Raw genomic sequence first — 15,109 nt, 5'->3', positions numbered from 1 at the left:
ATGGCGGTACGGCGGCGCAAACCTCCACGCATCCTCGACGTTACGCCCACGTCCGAGGCTCCGGCACGCTTGCCGATCATCGATGCGCTGCGTGGCTTTGCCGTGTGCATGATGATTGCGTATCACACCTGCTACGACACCACGTTCTTCCGTCTTACCCATTTTCAATTTCTGACCGACTGGCGTTGGATGGCGTGGCGCGATGGCATCGTCACCAGCTTTCTGCTGCTGGTGGGCTTAAGCCTGGTACTGGCCGAGCGCCAGTCTGCCCGTGGTTTTATCAAACGCTGGTGGCAAATCGTGGGCGGCGCGGCATGCGTGTCGGTTGCCAGCTATTACCTGTTCCCGAACTCGTTTATTTATTTTGGCATTCTGCATTTCAATGCCATCGCTGCTTTGATTGGCCGTGGCTTGCTGCCGCTGGGCTGGCGCGTCGGCGTGTTGGCTGTGTTGGCGCTGGCGATTGGCCTTTTTGTGCAAATCCCGGCGATGAACCCCAACTGGCTTAACTGGATCGGGCTGGTTACGCAGAAGCCAGTGACTGAGGATTACGTCCCGCTGTTGCCGTGGCTGGGCGTGGTATTTGCCGGTATGGCGCTCGGTTTTTGCTGGAAGCGCACGCAGTTTGCGCTGCCGCAATGGGTGCGTGCGCTGCAGCCGCATCTGCCCCAACCCTTGCTCTGGCTGGGTCGCCACAGTTTGCTGGTGTACCTGATTCATCAGCCCATACTGTTTGCACTGTTCTACGCGCAGTACACCCTCACGCGTTAGCCGCGCACATATCGTAAAAATTACCGCGCCCAGAATTACGAGACTGCAACGTTATACTGCAACCTTTGCGCGCTTTAAGCGTTAAAACGAATCAGGCTTTTCCAGTCTTCGCACTGGGGCTCTCGATAGACCAAGTTCAGGATTACCCGATGCAACGAATTCTTAAACTGGTGGTTGGCGCGCTGCTGCTGTCTGCCGCCACTGTCTACGCCGATGACGCGCCGCTGCCTTTCGATGACCCATCGTCCATGCCGCCGCCCGCGCAAGTCCACAAAGTAATGACCCCGGCCCACAGCAGCAAGGCCACCGCCGCTCCGGCCAAGGCTGGCAAACGCAGCCACGGCAAAGCGCACAGCAAGGCGGGCAAGAAAGCGTCGAGCAAAGCGGGCAAGGTGCAAACCACCGCTCCAGCCGCCACGCCGAAAGCCGCGCAACCCGGCGTTGGCAAGGCCAAACAGCCGGCGTCCAGCCGCAAAGCCGCCAAACCGGCCCACAGCAGCAAAGCCAGAAAGTCGGCCGCGCCGCGGCACAAGAAAAAGGGCTGATCCCGTCAGGCCTGCTCCCTCAACAAAGCCGGCCTTGCCGGCTTTGTGATTTTGTTTATTCCACTTTTTCTCGCGCAGGATGATTTCAGGATAGTGAGGGCGGTGCGCCTCAATCTTCCTTGATCACACTCATCGCCGCGGGCAAATTCTGCAGCCAGAACGCGCCGGTGATGGTCTTCGCATCTGTTACCTCGCCTTGCAGAATGCCCGTCACCAGCTCCGCCTGGCTGACGGCCACGCATTCCACAAACTCGCCTTCGTCCAGTTGCGCTGCGCCCTCGGTCAGGCCGTGAGCCAGGTACAGGTGGATCATCTCGGTGGTGTAGCTGATGATCGGGTGCAGCACGCCCAGCTTTTGCCAGTGCTGCGCGGTGTAGCCGGTTTCTTCCAGCAGTTCGCGCTTGCCGCATTCGAGCGGATCTTCGCCAATTTCCAGCTTGCCAGCCGGAAACTCCAGAAACACCTGTTTTAGCGGATAGCGGTACTGCCGTTCCATCAGCAAACGGCCGTCAGGCAGCACCGGCACCACCATCACCGCGCCCGGGTGTTCGATATATTCACGCGTGGCGCCGCTGCCGTCGGGCAAGCGCACAGTGTCGCGGTTGATGTGCAGCAGCTTGCCGTCGAACACGCGTTCGGTTGCCACAAAATGTTCGATCAGATGATCATCGTTAGCCATTCTTGTTTTCTTCCGTATAGATAAACACACGGCGGCACCAGGCCGCCGTGTTTCAGAGTATTGCCCCGCCCTGGTTAAAGTTTGACGGGTTTTACGTTCCAGATGTCTTCGGCGTATTCGCGGATGGTGCGATCGGACGAGAACGGCCCCATGCTGGCGATATTGATCGCCGCCGCGCGGGTCCATGCATCCTGCTTGCGGTACAGCGCGTCCACCTTGTCTTGCGTGTCGACATAAGAGCGGTAGTCGGCCAGCAGTTGGTAGTGGTCGCCCCAGTTAACCAGCACATCAAAGATGGTGCGATAACGCTCGGGATCATCCGGGCTGAACACGCCAGACGCCAGCATATTCAGCACTTCGCGCAGTTCTTCGTCTTCGTCGTAGTACTTGCGCGGGTTGTAGCCCTGGGCGCGCAGCGCTTCGACCTGGGGCGTGGTGTTGCCGAAAATAAAGATATTCTCGTCGCCCACCGCTTCTTTGATCTCGACATTGGCGCCATCCAGCGTGCCGATGGTCAGCGCGCCGTTGAGGGCAAATTTCATATTGCCGGTGCCCGACGCTTCGGTGCCCGCCAACGAAATCTGTTCCGACAAATCTGCCGCCGGGATGATCAACTCCGCCAGGCTCACGCCATAGTTGGGGATGAACACCACTTTCAGCTTGTCGCCCACGTTGGGATCGTTGTTGATCTTGCGGCCCACGTCGTTGATCAGCTTGATGATGGTTTTGGCCATCTTGTAGGCCGACGCCGCTTTGCCGGCAAAGATCACCACGCGCGGCACTACGTCTTTCTCGGGATGCTTCAGGATGCGGTTGTAGCGCGTAATCACGTGCAGCACATTCAGCAACTGGCGCTTGTATTCGTGGATGCGCTTGACCTGCACATCAAACAAGGAATGCGGATCGACCACCCCGCCCAGCTTGCGCGCGATATGCAGCGCCAGTCGGCGTTTGTTTTCGAACTTGGCGTCGGCAATGGCTTTGGTAAACGCCGGAAAATCGATGTGCTCGCGCAGTTCAGCCAGCTCATCCAGATTGCCGCGCCAGGTTTTACCGATATAGCGGTCAATCACGCCCGACAGCGACGGGTTGGCTTGCGCCAGCCAGCGCCGTGGCGTAATGCCGTTGGTTTTGTTGTTAAAGCGGCCGGGGAACAGCTCGGCAAAGTCTTTAAAGATGGACTGCACCATCAGTTCGGAGTGCAGCGCCGACACCCCATTGATCTTGTGGCTGGCCACCACCGCCAGCCAGGCCATGCGCACGCGGCGTTCGCCCGACTCGTCGATCAGCGAGATGCGCCGGATCAGCTCGGTATCGCCCTTGTGATGCGCGCGCGTGTCGTCCAGAAAGCGCTCGTTGATCTCGAAGATCAGCTTCATATGGCGCGGCAACACGCGGCCGACCAGATCCACTGCCCACGTTTCCAGCGCTTCCTGCATCAGCGTGTGGTTGGTATAGCTGAAAGTCTTTTGCGTGATGTCCCACGCGTCGTCCCAAGGCACTTCGTATTCGTCCACCAGAATGCGCATCAGCTCAGGAATCGCCAGCACCGGGTGGGTATCGTTCAGGTGGATCGATACCTTGTCGGGGAATTTGCTGAAGTCATCATCGGTCTGGCGGAAGCGCCGGATGATGTCTTGCAGACTGGCCGAGGTAAAGAAGTACTCCTGGCGCAAACGCAGTTCTTTGCCGCCATAGGTGGAGTCATCGGGGTAGAGCACGCGCGATACGTTCTCGGACAAGTTCTTGTCTTCGACTGCGGCAAAATAATCGCCCTGGTTGAATTTGGTCAGGTTGATTTCGTTGGAAGCGCGCGCCGACCATAGCCGCAGCGTATTGGTGGCGGTGGTGTCGTAGCCGGGGATGATCTGATCGTGCGCCTGGGCAAACACGTCATGCGTTTCAATCCAGCGCGTGCGATGGTTTTCTTCTTGCAGACGGCCGCCAAAGCGCACCAGATATTGCACTTCGGGGCGGGCAAATTCCCACGGATAACCGTAGGCCAGCCAGTAATCGGGGGTTTCGACCTGGTTACCGTCGATGATGCGTTGCTTGAACATGCCGTAGTCGTAACGGATGCCGTAGCCGTAGCCCGGCAGCGCCAGCGTGGCCATCGAATCCAGAAAGCATGCCGCCAGACGGCCGAGGCCACCGTTGCCCAGTGCGGCATCGGGTTCCAGCTCGACCAACTCGTTGTAATCCATGCCCAGTTCATCCAGCGCGCCACGCACTTCGTCGTACAGACCCAAGGCCAGCAAGGCATTGGTCAGCGCGCGGCCGATCAGGAATTCCATCGAGAGGTAATAAACGCGTTTGACGTCTTGCGAATACTGGGCGCGCGTCGTGCGCATCCAGCGTTCGATCAGGCGGTCGCGCACCGCCAGGAAGGTGGCATTAAGCCAGTCGCGTTGTTGTGCCGAAATCGGGTCTTTGCCAATGGCAAACACCAGCTTGTTGGCAATCGAGCGCTTGAGCGCGGCAACATCGGTGCCCGGTGAGTCATGGACGAACGACACAGTCATGTTCGAACTCCAGAAGTTTTTGTCAGTGAGCCAACAGTCTTTCGTAGAGGTGGTAGTACGAGCGCGCCGAGGCTTCCCAGCCAAAGTCTTGTTGCATGGCGTTCTTGCGTACCGCTTTCCATTCCTTTTGCTTTGACCATAGCGCAAATGCACGGCGCATGGCGCGGCGAAGATCATTCACATCAAAGTCATTGAACACAAAACCGGTCGCCGTATTGTCGGCGATATCTTCGAGTGTGCTGTCGACAACGGTATCGGCCAGGCCGCCCACGTGGCGCACCAGCGGCAGCGCGCCGTACTTCAATCCGTAAAGCTGCGTCAGTCCACATGGTTCAAAGCGGCTGGGCACTAAAACGACGTCAGCAGCGGCCATGATAGAGTGCGACCACGCTTCGTCATAGCCGATCTGTACGGACACTTGTCCTGGATCACGCATCCCGGCAGCGCTGAAGGCACGTTCCAGCTCGGGGTCGCCGGTGCCCAGCAACACAAACTGGCCGCCTGCGGCCACCAGTTCCGGAAGCAATTCCAGGACCAGATGCAGGCCTTTCTGTTCGGTCAGGCGGCTGACCACGGCAAACAGCGGGGCATCCACATCCGATTGCAGGCTGGTGTGTTCTTGCAGCGCCACTTTGCAACGCGTTTTGTTCTGCGGCTTGGCCACGCTGTAATTGGCGCCGATCAGCGGGTCCGAATCCGGGTTCCACACTTTGGGATCAACGCCATTCAGGATGCCGGTCAGATGCCCGCTGCGATCACGCAACAAGCCATCCAGGCCGCAGCCTTGCTCAGGCGTGGTGATTTCGGCGGCATAGGTGGGGCTGACCGTGGTGATGTGGTCGGCGTAGTACAAGCCAGCCTTCAAAAAAGAAATCTGGCCATGGAACTCAACGCCTTCCACCGAGAAAAAGTCGCCAGGCAATTGCAGTTCGCCAAAGTGATGCGGCGCAAATACGCCCTGATAAGCCAGGTTGTGGATGGTGAATACCGATTTGGCCGGACGGCCGCGCGCAGCCAGATACGCGGGCAGCAAGCCAGCGTGCCAGTCATGGCCGTGCACAACTTCGGGGCGCCAGAATGGATCGCGGCCGCTGGCCAGTTCCGCGCCCACATAACCCAGCAATGCAAAACGCAGATGGTTATCCGAATACGGTTCCTGGCGCGGGTCCATATACGGATTGCCGCTGCGGTTATACAGCGACGGCGCATCAATCACATACACGCCCAGATGCGTGTCGGGCAGGTGGCCGTACAACAAGCGCACCGGGCCGGCGAAGGTATCGAATTCAGCGACCACGCCTTCTTCGACCAGGCCATTGCGAATGGCCGGAAAGCCTGGCAACAGCACGCGCACATCAGCGCCCAGTTCTTGCAAGGCCAGCGGCAATGCGCCGGTCACATCGGCCAGGCCGCCAGTTTTTAATAGTGGAAAGAGTTCGGAGCAGACGTGCAGAACCAGCATGGTCGGTTTCCTTGGTCGCGAAGAGCGGGAGATCTACAGAATGACGCCCGCATCGGTGTCTGCGCCGCACAACGGCAGCAGACCCAGATACAGGCGTAGCACAGCGCACCACCCCACACAGCATACGCAGGCGGGGTGGCAAAGACTTTACAGCGCGGCGAGCATGTCTTTGGTGACCAGCACAATGCCGCCTTCCGAGCGATGGAAACGGCGCTTGTCTTCTTCGACATTCTCGCCAATCACCATGCCTTCAGGGATGGTACAACCGCGGTCGATGACGCAACGGCGCAGGCGCGCCGAGCGGCCGATGGTGACGTCCGGCAGAATCACCGCCGAATCCACCGTGCAGAACGAATGCACGCGCACCTTGTTAAACAGCACCGAATTGAGCACCAGCGAGCCGCTGACGATACAACCGCCCGACACCAAAGAGTTGAGCGTCATGCCGTGGCTGCCGTTGCGATCCTGCACAAACTTGGCGGGCGGCAGTTGTTCCTGGTAGCTCCAGATCGGCCAGTCCTGGTCATACACATCCAGTTCCGGGGTGACGGAGGCCAGATCCAGGTTGGCTTTCCAGTACGCATCCACGGTACCGACGTCACGCCAGTAGGCCGGGCCGGACGGGTCGCTGGACACGCACGACAAATCAAACGGATGCGCAATGGCCGTGCCCTCGGAGACCGCTTTCGGGATCAAATCCTTGCCGAAGTCATGCGCCGATTTGTCGTCCTCGATATCTTGCTCAAGCAGCGAATACATATAGTCGGCGTCAAACACATAGATACCCATCGACGCCAGCGCCACTTCGGGCTTGCCCGGCATCGGCGGCGGGTCGGCCGGTTTCTCGACAAAGTCGATAATCTTGCGATATTCGTCGATGTGGATTACGCCAAACGCGGTGGCTTCTTCACGCGGCACTTCGATGCATGCTACGGTGCACTTGGCGCCTTGCTCGACGTGGTCGAGCAGCATGCGTGAGTAATCCATTTTGTAGATATGATCGCCCGCCAGAATCACGACATATTCCGGGCGGTAGCTGCGGATGATGTCCAGGTTCTGATACACCGCATCGGCCGTGCCGCGATACCAGTGTTCTTCGTCAATACGTTGCTGCGCCGGCAGCAAATCGATGAACTCGTTCATCTCGTTGCGCAAGAACGACCAGCCGCGTTGCAGATGGCGCAACAGGCTGTGCGACTTGTATTGCGTAATCACGCCGATGCGCCGGATGCCCGAGTTCAGGCAGTTGGAAAGCGCAAAGTCGATAATGCGGAACTTGCCGCCGAAATGCACCGCTGGTTTGGCGCGGTGGTCGGTCAGGGCTTTCAGGCGCGAGCCGCGTCCACCCGCGAGCACCAGCGCCACCGATTTATTCGGCAACTGCCGGGCCAGGGTGATTTTGTCCATGATGGGGTACTGCATGGTGTTCTCCACGTGTTGCGGGTGTGCGCCCATAGTTAGCGTCCTGCTACTGGTTTTACGTCACGACGGTGGGTTCTGTCCGCCCGGTTAACTCCGATATCCGTGCCAGATCGCGCGAAAGTTCGATCAGGTCAGACAGTGCGGTTTGCGTTTCCAGACCATGGCGGCTGGGGTTGGCTTCGTACCGTTCAATGTAGACCCGCAGCGTGGCGCCTTCGGTACCGGTGCCGGACAAGCGATAAACGATACGGCTGCCGTCTTCAAACACCAGACGCAGGCCTTGTTTTTGCGACATCGAACCATCAACCGGATCGTGATAGGCAAAATCGTCGGCCAATGCCACTTTGCGACCGCGCAACGGCGTGCCGGTCAGTTGCGGCAGACGCTCGCGCAGGCTGTCCATCAGCTTGTTGGCGGCGTCGGTATCGATGCCTTCAAAGTCATGGCGCGAATAAAAATGGCGGCCGTATTTGGCCCAGTGCGCCTCGACGATTTCGTTAACGCTCTTGCCGGTGGCGGCCAGGATGTTCAGCCAGAACAACACAGCCCACACGCCGTCTTTTTCACGCACGTGGTCCGAACCGGTGCCATAACTTTCTTCGCCGCACAGCGTGGCTTTGCCCGCATCCAGCAGATTGCCGAAGAATTTCCAGCCGGTGGGGGTTTCAAACGCCGGGATATTCAGCGCCTTGGCCACAGCATCCACCGCGCAAGACGTCGGCATCGAGCGCGCTACGCCCGCCAGGCCTTTGTGATAACCGGGTACCAGCGTCGCGTTGGCGGCCATGATGGCCAAGCTGTCGGACGGGGTAACCACCAGGTTGCGGCCCACAATCATGTTGCGGTCGGCATCGCCATCCGAAGCGGCGCCCAGGTCGGCAGCATCGGCGGCGTTCATGTGTTCGATCAGATCGGTGGCGTAGGCCGGGTTCGGATCAGGATGGTGGCCGCCAAAATCTTCCAGCGGAATCCCGTTCACCACCGAGCCTTTCGGCGCGCCCAACAGGCCTTCGATAATGCGCGTGGCGTAGGGGCCGGACACCGCGGAGAGCGAATCAAAACGGATGCTGTGGCCATTGGCCAGCCAGTTCTTGATCGCCGGAAAATCAAACAGCTGCTGCATCAGATCGGCATAGTCTTCCACCGAATCGATCACTTCGACTTCCAGATCGCCCAGTTTGCCCAGGCCCAGCGTGTCGATATCGTAATCAGGCGCATCCACGGTCAGATAGCGTGTGATGGTGGTCGATTTTTCGTAAATGGCGTCGGTGACTTTCTCGGGCGCCGGGCCGCCATTTTCGGTGTTGTACTTGATGCCGAAATCGCCATCCGGACCACCCGGGTTGTGCGATGCCGACAGAATGATGCCGCCCGACAATTTGCGTTTGCGGATCACGCAGCTGGTGCCCGGCGTTGACAGAATGCCGCCCTGGCCCACCACCACGCGCTTGATGCCATTGGCTGCGGCCATTTTCAGGATGGTCTGCACCGCGTTGCGGTTGTAATAGCGGCCGTCGCCACCCAGCGCAATTTCGCGCCCGCGCACGTCGCCCAGCGCATCAAAAATGGACTGGACAAAGTTCTCCAGATAATTCGGTTGCTGGAATACCGTCACCTTCTTGCGCAAACCAGAGGTACCCGGTTTTTGCCCCGCAATCGGTTGTGTGGCGATTTCTTTGCTCATCGTTTTGCTTCCGTTGAAATGTCACAGGTTTGATCCAGCGTGCGCGTCAGCAAAGTCATGCTGCGCGCGCTGGCACGATATTCGTCTTGATGCGCGCCGGTTTGCTGATCGTGCGCGCTATCCAGTTGTACACACCAGTCGCCTGGCGGCAGGCGGAATTCGATCTGGTGCGCGCTGCCGTTGCACAGAATCAGGAATTCGCCGCACAGCAAAATGCCCATCGCGCGCGCGCCGTTGTCTTCCCAATCGTGCTGGCGCAGCGGCCCGCCCGACGGGTTGAGCCATTGCACGTCGTATTCGCCGGTTTGCGCGTCGGGCGTATCTTGCCACCACAAGCCCGATTGCAGCGCCCGGCAACGGCGGCGCAGCCGCAATAGCGCGGCCACAAATTCAATCTGGTCTTGATCGGCATGCGGCCAGTCCAGCCACGTCGTGGCGTTGTCCTGGCAGTAGGCGTTGTTATTGCCTTGCTGGCTATGGCCAAACTCGTCGCCCGCCAACAGCATCGGCGTGCCTTGCGCCAGCAACAAAGACGCCAGCAGGGCGCGGCGCGAGCGTTCGCGCAGCAACAGCACATCGGCGTCGTCGGTGGGGCCTTCCACGCCGCAATTCCACGACTGGTTTTCGTTATGGCCGTCGCGGTTATGTTCGCCGTTGGCGTCGTTATGCTTCTGGTTGTAGCTGGTCAGGTCGGCCAGCGTAAAACCATCGTGCGCGGTGATCAGATTGACGGACGCATACGGCTTGCGGCCGCGGCGCTGGAAAATGTCGCTTGATGCCGCCAACCGTTGCGCCAACTGGCCACGGTTAACGCCGTCGTGCAGCCAGAAGCGGCGCAACGAATCGCGAAACTGGTCGTTCCACTCGGCCCAACCGGCCGGAAATTGCCCAACCTGATAGCCATCGGGGCCAATATCCCACGGCTCGGCAATCAGTTTGACGCGCGACAGCAGCGGGTCTTGCGCCAGCGCGGCAAACAGGCCCGCCTGGGTGGAGAAGCGGCCATTGGCGCGGCCCAGCACAGGCGCCAGATCAAAGCGGAAACCATCCACATGGCATTCGCTGACCCAGTAACGCAGGCTGTCCATCAACAACTGCAGCATGCGCGGCTCGCCCAGGTTGAGCGTATTGCCGCAGCCGGTCCAGTTCTGATATTCGCCATTGCTGCCCAGGTGGTAGTAGGCGGCGTTGTCGATACCGCGCAGCGATAAGGTCGGGCCCAGTTCATCCAGCTCGGCGGTGTGGTTAAACACCACATCCAGAATCACTTCAATGCCGGCCTGATGCAGCGCTTTGACCATATCGCGGAATTCAGACAGCGGTGTGGTGTTGGCGCGGCCGGACCAGAAGCGCGGTTCCAGCGCCATAAACGCCAGCGGGTTGTAGCCCCAGTAATTGCGCAGATTCATGCGCTGCAGGCGCGGCTCGTCGGCGTGCATCGTCACCGGCATCAGTTCCAGCGCGGTAATGCCCAGCTTTTGCAGGTAAGCAATCATCACCGGATGCGCAATGCCGGCATAACTGCCGCGCAATTCGGTCGGGATATCGGGGTGTTGCATGGTCAGGCCGCGCGGATGCGCTTCGTAGATCACCGTTTCTGCCCACGGACGATCCAGCGGCTGGTCGCCTTCCCAGTCATATTTTTCGTCGATGACGCGCGCTTTGGGCGCCAGTTCGCCGTTATCGATCGGGTCGGGCTGGCCGGGTTTGCTCAGATCTTCACCGTTAAAGGCCGGGTGATCCAGTGCGCGGCCAACCACGGCGCGGGCGTAGGGGTCCAGCAGCAATTTGGCCGGATTGTGGCGATGACCTTGCAGCGGCGCGTACGGGCCATGCACGCGATAGCCGTACAGCAAACCGGCCGTGGCGCGCGGCAGATAACCGTGCCACACGCCGTTGTCGTTCACCGGCAGATCAAAGCGTTGCAGCGCATTGCCGCCCAGCTCGTCGTACAGACACAACTCAACGCGCGTGGCATTGCCAGCAAACAGCGCAAAGTTGACGCCACCCGCGTCCAGCGACGCGCCCAGGGGCCAGGCGTTGCCGATCTGTAGCTTGTCGATGGTCTGAGGCGCGGTCTGGCCCAGCGGCATGGTTTAGCCCACCCGCTTCAGGTAGATGGTGGCCAGTGGCGGCACGGTCAGGTTCAGCGACTGGGCATGGCCATGCGCGCCGATGCCATCGGTGTGGACTTCGCCGTTGCCGACGTTGCTGCCGCAGTAATGGCCCGCATCGGTATTCAGCACTTCCACATAGCGACCGGCCAGCGGCACGCCAATGCGATAGTCGTAACGCGGCACCGGGGTAAAGTTGCTCAGCACGATAATCTGGTCGTTCGGGTCTTTAGCGTGGCGGATAAACGAAAACACCGAGTTCTCGCCGTCGTCATGCGCAATCCAGCTAAAGCCCGCGCCTTCAAAATCCACCTGGTACAGTGCCGGATTGGCCTTGTACGTGGTGTTGAGATCGCGCACCAGATCATGCACGCCGCGGTGCCAGTCCACATTCAGCAAGTGCCAGTCCAGGCTCTTGTCGTGGTTCCATTCCGCGCCCTGGGCAAATTCGCCGCCCATAAACAGCAGCTTCTTGCCCGGGTGCGCCCACATAAAGCCGTAATAGGCGCGCAGGTTGGCAAATTTTTGCCAGGTGTCGCCGGGCATGCGCGTAATCAACGAGCCCTTGCCATGCACCACTTCGTCATGCGACAGCGGCAGCACAAAGTTCTCGTTAAACGCGTACACCATGCCAAACGTCATCTGGTGATGATGATATTTGCGGTTGATCGGGTCGGTGCCCATGTATTCGAGCGTGTCGTGCATCCAGCCCATATTCCACTTGTAGTGAAAACCCAGGCCGCCCATTTCGGGCGGACGCGACACGGCTGGGAAGGCGGTTGATTCTTCGGCCGAGGTGATGGCTTCGGGGCGGTTGCTGCCCACGATGCTGTTCATGCGCTTGAGGAATTCAATGGCTTCCAGATTCTCGCGGCCGCCAAATTCATTGGGCACCCATTCGCCTTCTTTACGGCTGTAATCGCGATACAGCATCGAGGCCACGGCATCCACACGCAGACCATCCACGCCGTAACGCTCAATCCAGTACAGCGCATTGCCGGTCAGATAGTTGCTGACTTCGCGGCGGCCGTAGTTATAGATCAGCGTGTTCCAGTCCTGATGAAAGCCTTCGCGCGGATCGGCGTGTTCATACAGATGCGTGCCGTCAAATTGCGCCAGGCCATGCGCATCGCTGGGAAAATGCCCCGGCACCCAGTCCAGAATCATGCCGATGCCATTGGCGTGGGCGGTCTCGACCAGGTAACGGAAGTCTTCGGGTGTGCCAAAGCGCGACGTCGGCGCATACATGCCCAACGGCTGATAACCCCAGGAGCCATCAAATGGATGCTCGTTGATGGGCAGCAATTCCAGGTGGGTAAAGCCGAGGTCTTTAACGTACGACACCAGTTGATCGGCCAGCTCGCGATAGCTGAGCCAGCGGTCGCCTTCTTCAGGCACGCGTCGCCACGAACCCAGATGCACCTCGTAGATGGACATCGGCGCATCCAGCGCATTGGCTTGTTTTCGTTGTTCGGTGGGTTCAATCCACGCGGGCAGTTTGGCCACGCAGGACGCCGTGCTGGGGCGCAATTCAGCCGAGAAACCATACGGATCGGCTTTCAGAAACACATGGCCATTGGCATCGCGGATTTCGTATTTAAAGTTCTGCCCGATTTGCGCATTGGGCACAAACAGCTCCCACACGCCGGCTTCGGCGCGCAGACGCATCGGATGGCGACGGCCATCCCAGAAATTGAATTCGCCGACCACCGAAACGCGGCGCGCATTGGGCGCCCACACCGCAAAGGCCACGCCGCCCACGCCTTCCATGGTGGTGGGGTGGCTGCCCAAGCGTTCAAACGGCCGCATATGCGTGCCCTCGGCCAGCAACCACACATCCACATCGCCCAGACACGGGCCAAAGCGATAAGCGTCTTCCAGCTCCACGGCGCCATCGGGCCAGGTCACTTTCAGACGATACGGAAACCGGTTTTTACGGCGCGGGATGGGGCCGGCAAAAAAGCCGCGCTCATCTACCCTATGCAGTGCGGCAATCTTTTTGCCTGCGGTATCCACCACGACCACTTCGGAAGCGCCCGGTTGCAAGGTGCGCACCACCAGGCTGTCTTCGACGCTATGCAAACCCAGAACAGAAAACGGATCGGCGTGCGTTCCGGCAAATAACGCATCGATGGCGACGGTATCCACGTAGTGCGGCATGGCGTTGTTCTCTTTTTAGCGGTGTGCAGCGGCGAATCCTGATTAGCAAACCAGGCGCTTGCGCTTGCAACAGTAAATTATTTATCGCCAGTATGAAAGCTGGCTGGCGCTTTATCCCAGCAAGACGGCAGAGATATATAAGTTTCTGCTGTTAAAGCGGGGCTTTAAAACCGGGGTTGATGCAATGGGTTGGGGCTGTATCCCCCGTTCATGGCGGCTACAAAACTGCGAGGATGGTAATGGAGGCCGCGTCGGGATTCTGCCGGGTGTTCGCCTACAAAGCGCATGTTTGTTGGGCTTGAAACGTTTGGATGGGTGGCCGCGACGCCCATGTCACTGGCGTGAAAGGCAGCGCAATCCGCAAGGCGCAGATTGCGCAATTAGCGCGCTGATTAGCTTACAAAACAGATGCTTCGGAAAAGCACCGCAATCGGCATCCGAACAGACACTATTGTTTTTTTGTGGCTGGATTTAGCGGCCTCGGCGCATTCGGGCATATCGCGTTTAAAACCGGTTTGCCTGATTGAATTGTTGGCGAATAAAACCAATCGGTTATTTGATTTTCGATATTAGTAATGCCCGAAGATTGATTGCGCAGCACAAAAGTTTTCTGAATAAACCACGGCGACAATTATTTAAAGGCGCGAATCGGACCAGGCGGTGATTTCGATTCCGTCCGCTGCAGTTGAGCGCAGATAGGCTGCTGTTGCGCTGCGCCCATTGCGCCTTAGCGCGGATTAACGCGCACCTCCAGCTGATCCACTAGCAGATCGACCGCTGCGCGAATTTTGGGTGGCAGATGCGGCGTCTTACGCCAGACCGCGTGCGCGACGTGGCTAATGCCTTCGTGGTGTTGCAATACGCGTACCAGTTGGCCATCGCGTAATGCATGGCGCGCCAGCCAACTGGGCAAATGCGCAATGCCGTGGCCCGCAATCGCGGCATCGGCCAACGCCTGCAAGTCGTCCATCAATATGCGATGCGGCGGCAGGATCTCGCGGATGCGGCCATCCGGTTGCGCAAACTGCCACGCCTTCGGGCCATTGCTGTACTTGTAAATCAGGCCCGGCAAATCGGCGAGATCATCCAGACTCTGCGGCGCGCCATAACGCGCCAGCCAATGCGGCGCGGCGTACAGATGCATGTAATGCGTGGCCACCGGGCGCGCGATCAGATCGGCGCGGTCGGCCAGGGTGCCATTACGGATGGCCAGATCAAAACCGTCTTCGACCAGATCGACCAGGCGATCGCTGAATGAAAATTCCAGCGTCAGCTCGGGATGCTGCGTCACCAATTGCGTTAGCACCGGGGCGACGCACATGCGCCCAAACAGCACCGACACTGCCACGCGCAAGCGGCCGCTGACTTGCTGCTTGCCTGATTCCAGCATGTCGGTGGCCATGCGGATTTCTTCCAGCGCGCGTAGGCAGCGTTCGTAAAACAGGCTGCCGTCGGCCGTCAGTTGCTGGCTGCGCGTGGTGCGATGAAACAAGCGCACGCCCAGCCGGTCTTCCAGCCGCGCGATGGTCTTGCCCACGGCGGAGCGCGTCAGATGCAAACGCTCGGCCGCTTCGGCAAAGCTGCCGGCTTCAACGGCGGTAACAAATACGGGAATGTCTTTCAGTTGCTGGCTGGCGTTCAGGCTCATGTTTTTGGTGCCTTGCAGGATGCAATGGTGAGAAATGTTATCGCCACTGGCGCGATGGCGGCAACGATATGCTGGCCTTCCACCAATTCACCACGGAGCCAA

10 protein-coding genes are annotated in these 15,109 nt (G+C 59.2%); 2 read left to right on the top strand and 8 right to left on the bottom strand.

From position 1 onward, the window contains the following. Positions 1–771, top strand: coding sequence for a heparan-alpha-glucosaminide N-acetyltransferase (locus WG78_RS09110; RefSeq protein WP_053937503.1), 771 nt, complete (start codon positions 1–3; stop codon positions 769–771). Positions 772–920: 149 nt separating this feature from the next. After that, complete coding sequence (locus tag WG78_RS09105) at positions 921–1,316, top strand: hypothetical protein (protein ID WP_053937502.1); 396 nt, start codon at positions 921–923, stop codon at positions 1,314–1,316. Positions 1,317–1,425: 109 nt separating this feature from the next. Here the strand turns inward: WG78_RS09105 and WG78_RS09100 are convergent, their stop codons facing one another. From WG78_RS09100 to WG78_RS09065, 8 genes are all read right to left on the bottom strand, one after another. Continuing rightward, a complete protein-coding gene (locus WG78_RS09100) occupies positions 1,426–1,995 on the bottom strand; it encodes an NUDIX domain-containing protein (protein WP_053937501.1) in 570 nt (189 codons plus the stop codon). Positions 1,996–2,069: 74 nt separating this feature from the next. Continuing rightward, entirely contained in the window at positions 2,070–4,517 is a 2,448-nt protein-coding gene (gene glgP, locus WG78_RS09095; RefSeq protein WP_053937500.1) for a glycogen/starch/alpha-glucan family phosphorylase, read from the bottom strand. A gap of 22 nt (positions 4,518–4,539) precedes the next feature. Continuing rightward, positions 4,540–5,979 (bottom strand): glycogen synthase GlgA, encoded by a 1,440-nt coding sequence (glgA, locus tag WG78_RS09090; protein WP_053937499.1) that lies wholly within the window; start codon positions 5,977–5,979, stop codon positions 4,540–4,542. A gap of 147 nt (positions 5,980–6,126) precedes the next feature. Next, positions 6,127–7,401, bottom strand: coding sequence for a glucose-1-phosphate adenylyltransferase (glgC, locus tag WG78_RS09085; protein ID WP_053937683.1), 1,275 nt, complete (start codon positions 7,399–7,401; stop codon positions 6,127–6,129). A 55-nt stretch (positions 7,402–7,456) separates the two neighbouring features. Further along, the gene (locus tag WG78_RS09080; protein WP_053937498.1) at positions 7,457–9,085 is read right to left on the bottom strand and encodes an alpha-D-glucose phosphate-specific phosphoglucomutase; all 1,629 of its coding nucleotides are present in this window, start codon (positions 9,083–9,085) and stop codon (positions 7,457–7,459) included. Then, positions 9,082–11,178: a glycogen debranching protein GlgX gene (gene glgX / locus WG78_RS09075; protein ID WP_053937497.1), complete on the bottom strand. Its 2,097-nt coding sequence runs from the start codon at positions 11,176–11,178 to the stop codon at positions 9,082–9,084. Before glgX ends, WG78_RS09080 begins: the two co-directional genes overlap by 4 nt. 3 nt (positions 11,179–11,181) lie before the next feature. Beyond that, on the bottom strand, positions 11,182–13,359 hold the full coding sequence (gene glgB / locus WG78_RS09070; protein WP_053937496.1) for a 1,4-alpha-glucan branching protein GlgB: 2,178 nt from the start codon (positions 13,357–13,359) through the stop codon (positions 11,182–11,184). 727 nt (positions 13,360–14,086) lie between these two features. Continuing rightward, positions 14,087–15,007 carry a LysR family transcriptional regulator gene (locus WG78_RS09065; RefSeq protein WP_053937495.1) on the bottom strand — a complete coding sequence of 307 codons (921 nt, stop codon included), beginning with the start codon at positions 15,005–15,007 and terminating at the stop codon, positions 14,087–14,089. Positions 15,008–15,109: the final 102 nt, after the last annotated feature.

It is taken from the genome of Amantichitinum ursilacus (assembly GCF_001294205.1).
GTDB lineage: Bacteria > Pseudomonadota > Gammaproteobacteria > Burkholderiales > Chitinibacteraceae > Amantichitinum > Amantichitinum ursilacus.
Note: the sequence above shows the minus strand (reverse complement) of the source record. Positions and strands in the feature narration are given on the sequence as shown.

Coding starts and splice junctions, on each gene's coding strand:
- glgP (WP_053937500.1), bottom strand. CDS start 4,517: ATGACTGTGTCGTTCGTCCATGACTCACCGGGCACCGATGTTGCCGCG.
- WG78_RS09100 (WP_053937501.1), bottom strand. CDS start 1,995: ATGGCTAACGATGATCATCTGATCGAACATTTTGTGGCAACCGAACGC.
- glgA (WP_053937499.1), bottom strand. CDS start 5,979: ATGCTGGTTCTGCACGTCTGCTCCGAACTCTTTCCACTATTAAAAACT.
- WG78_RS09105 (WP_053937502.1), top strand. CDS start 921: ATGCAACGAATTCTTAAACTGGTGGTTGGCGCGCTGCTGCTGTCTGCC.
- glgX (WP_053937497.1), bottom strand. CDS start 11,178: ATGCCGCTGGGCCAGACCGCGCCTCAGACCATCGACAAGCTACAGATC.
- WG78_RS09065 (WP_053937495.1), bottom strand. CDS start 15,007: ATGAGCCTGAACGCCAGCCAGCAACTGAAAGACATTCCCGTATTTGTT.
- WG78_RS09110 (WP_053937503.1), top strand. CDS start 1: ATGGCGGTACGGCGGCGCAAACCTCCACGCATCCTCGACGTTACGCCC.
- WG78_RS09080 (WP_053937498.1), bottom strand. CDS start 9,085: ATGAGCAAAGAAATCGCCACACAACCGATTGCGGGGCAAAAACCGGGT.
- glgB (WP_053937496.1), bottom strand. CDS start 13,359: ATGCCGCACTACGTGGATACCGTCGCCATCGATGCGTTATTTGCCGGA.
- glgC (WP_053937683.1), bottom strand. CDS start 7,401: ATGCAGTACCCCATCATGGACAAAATCACCCTGGCCCGGCAGTTGCCG.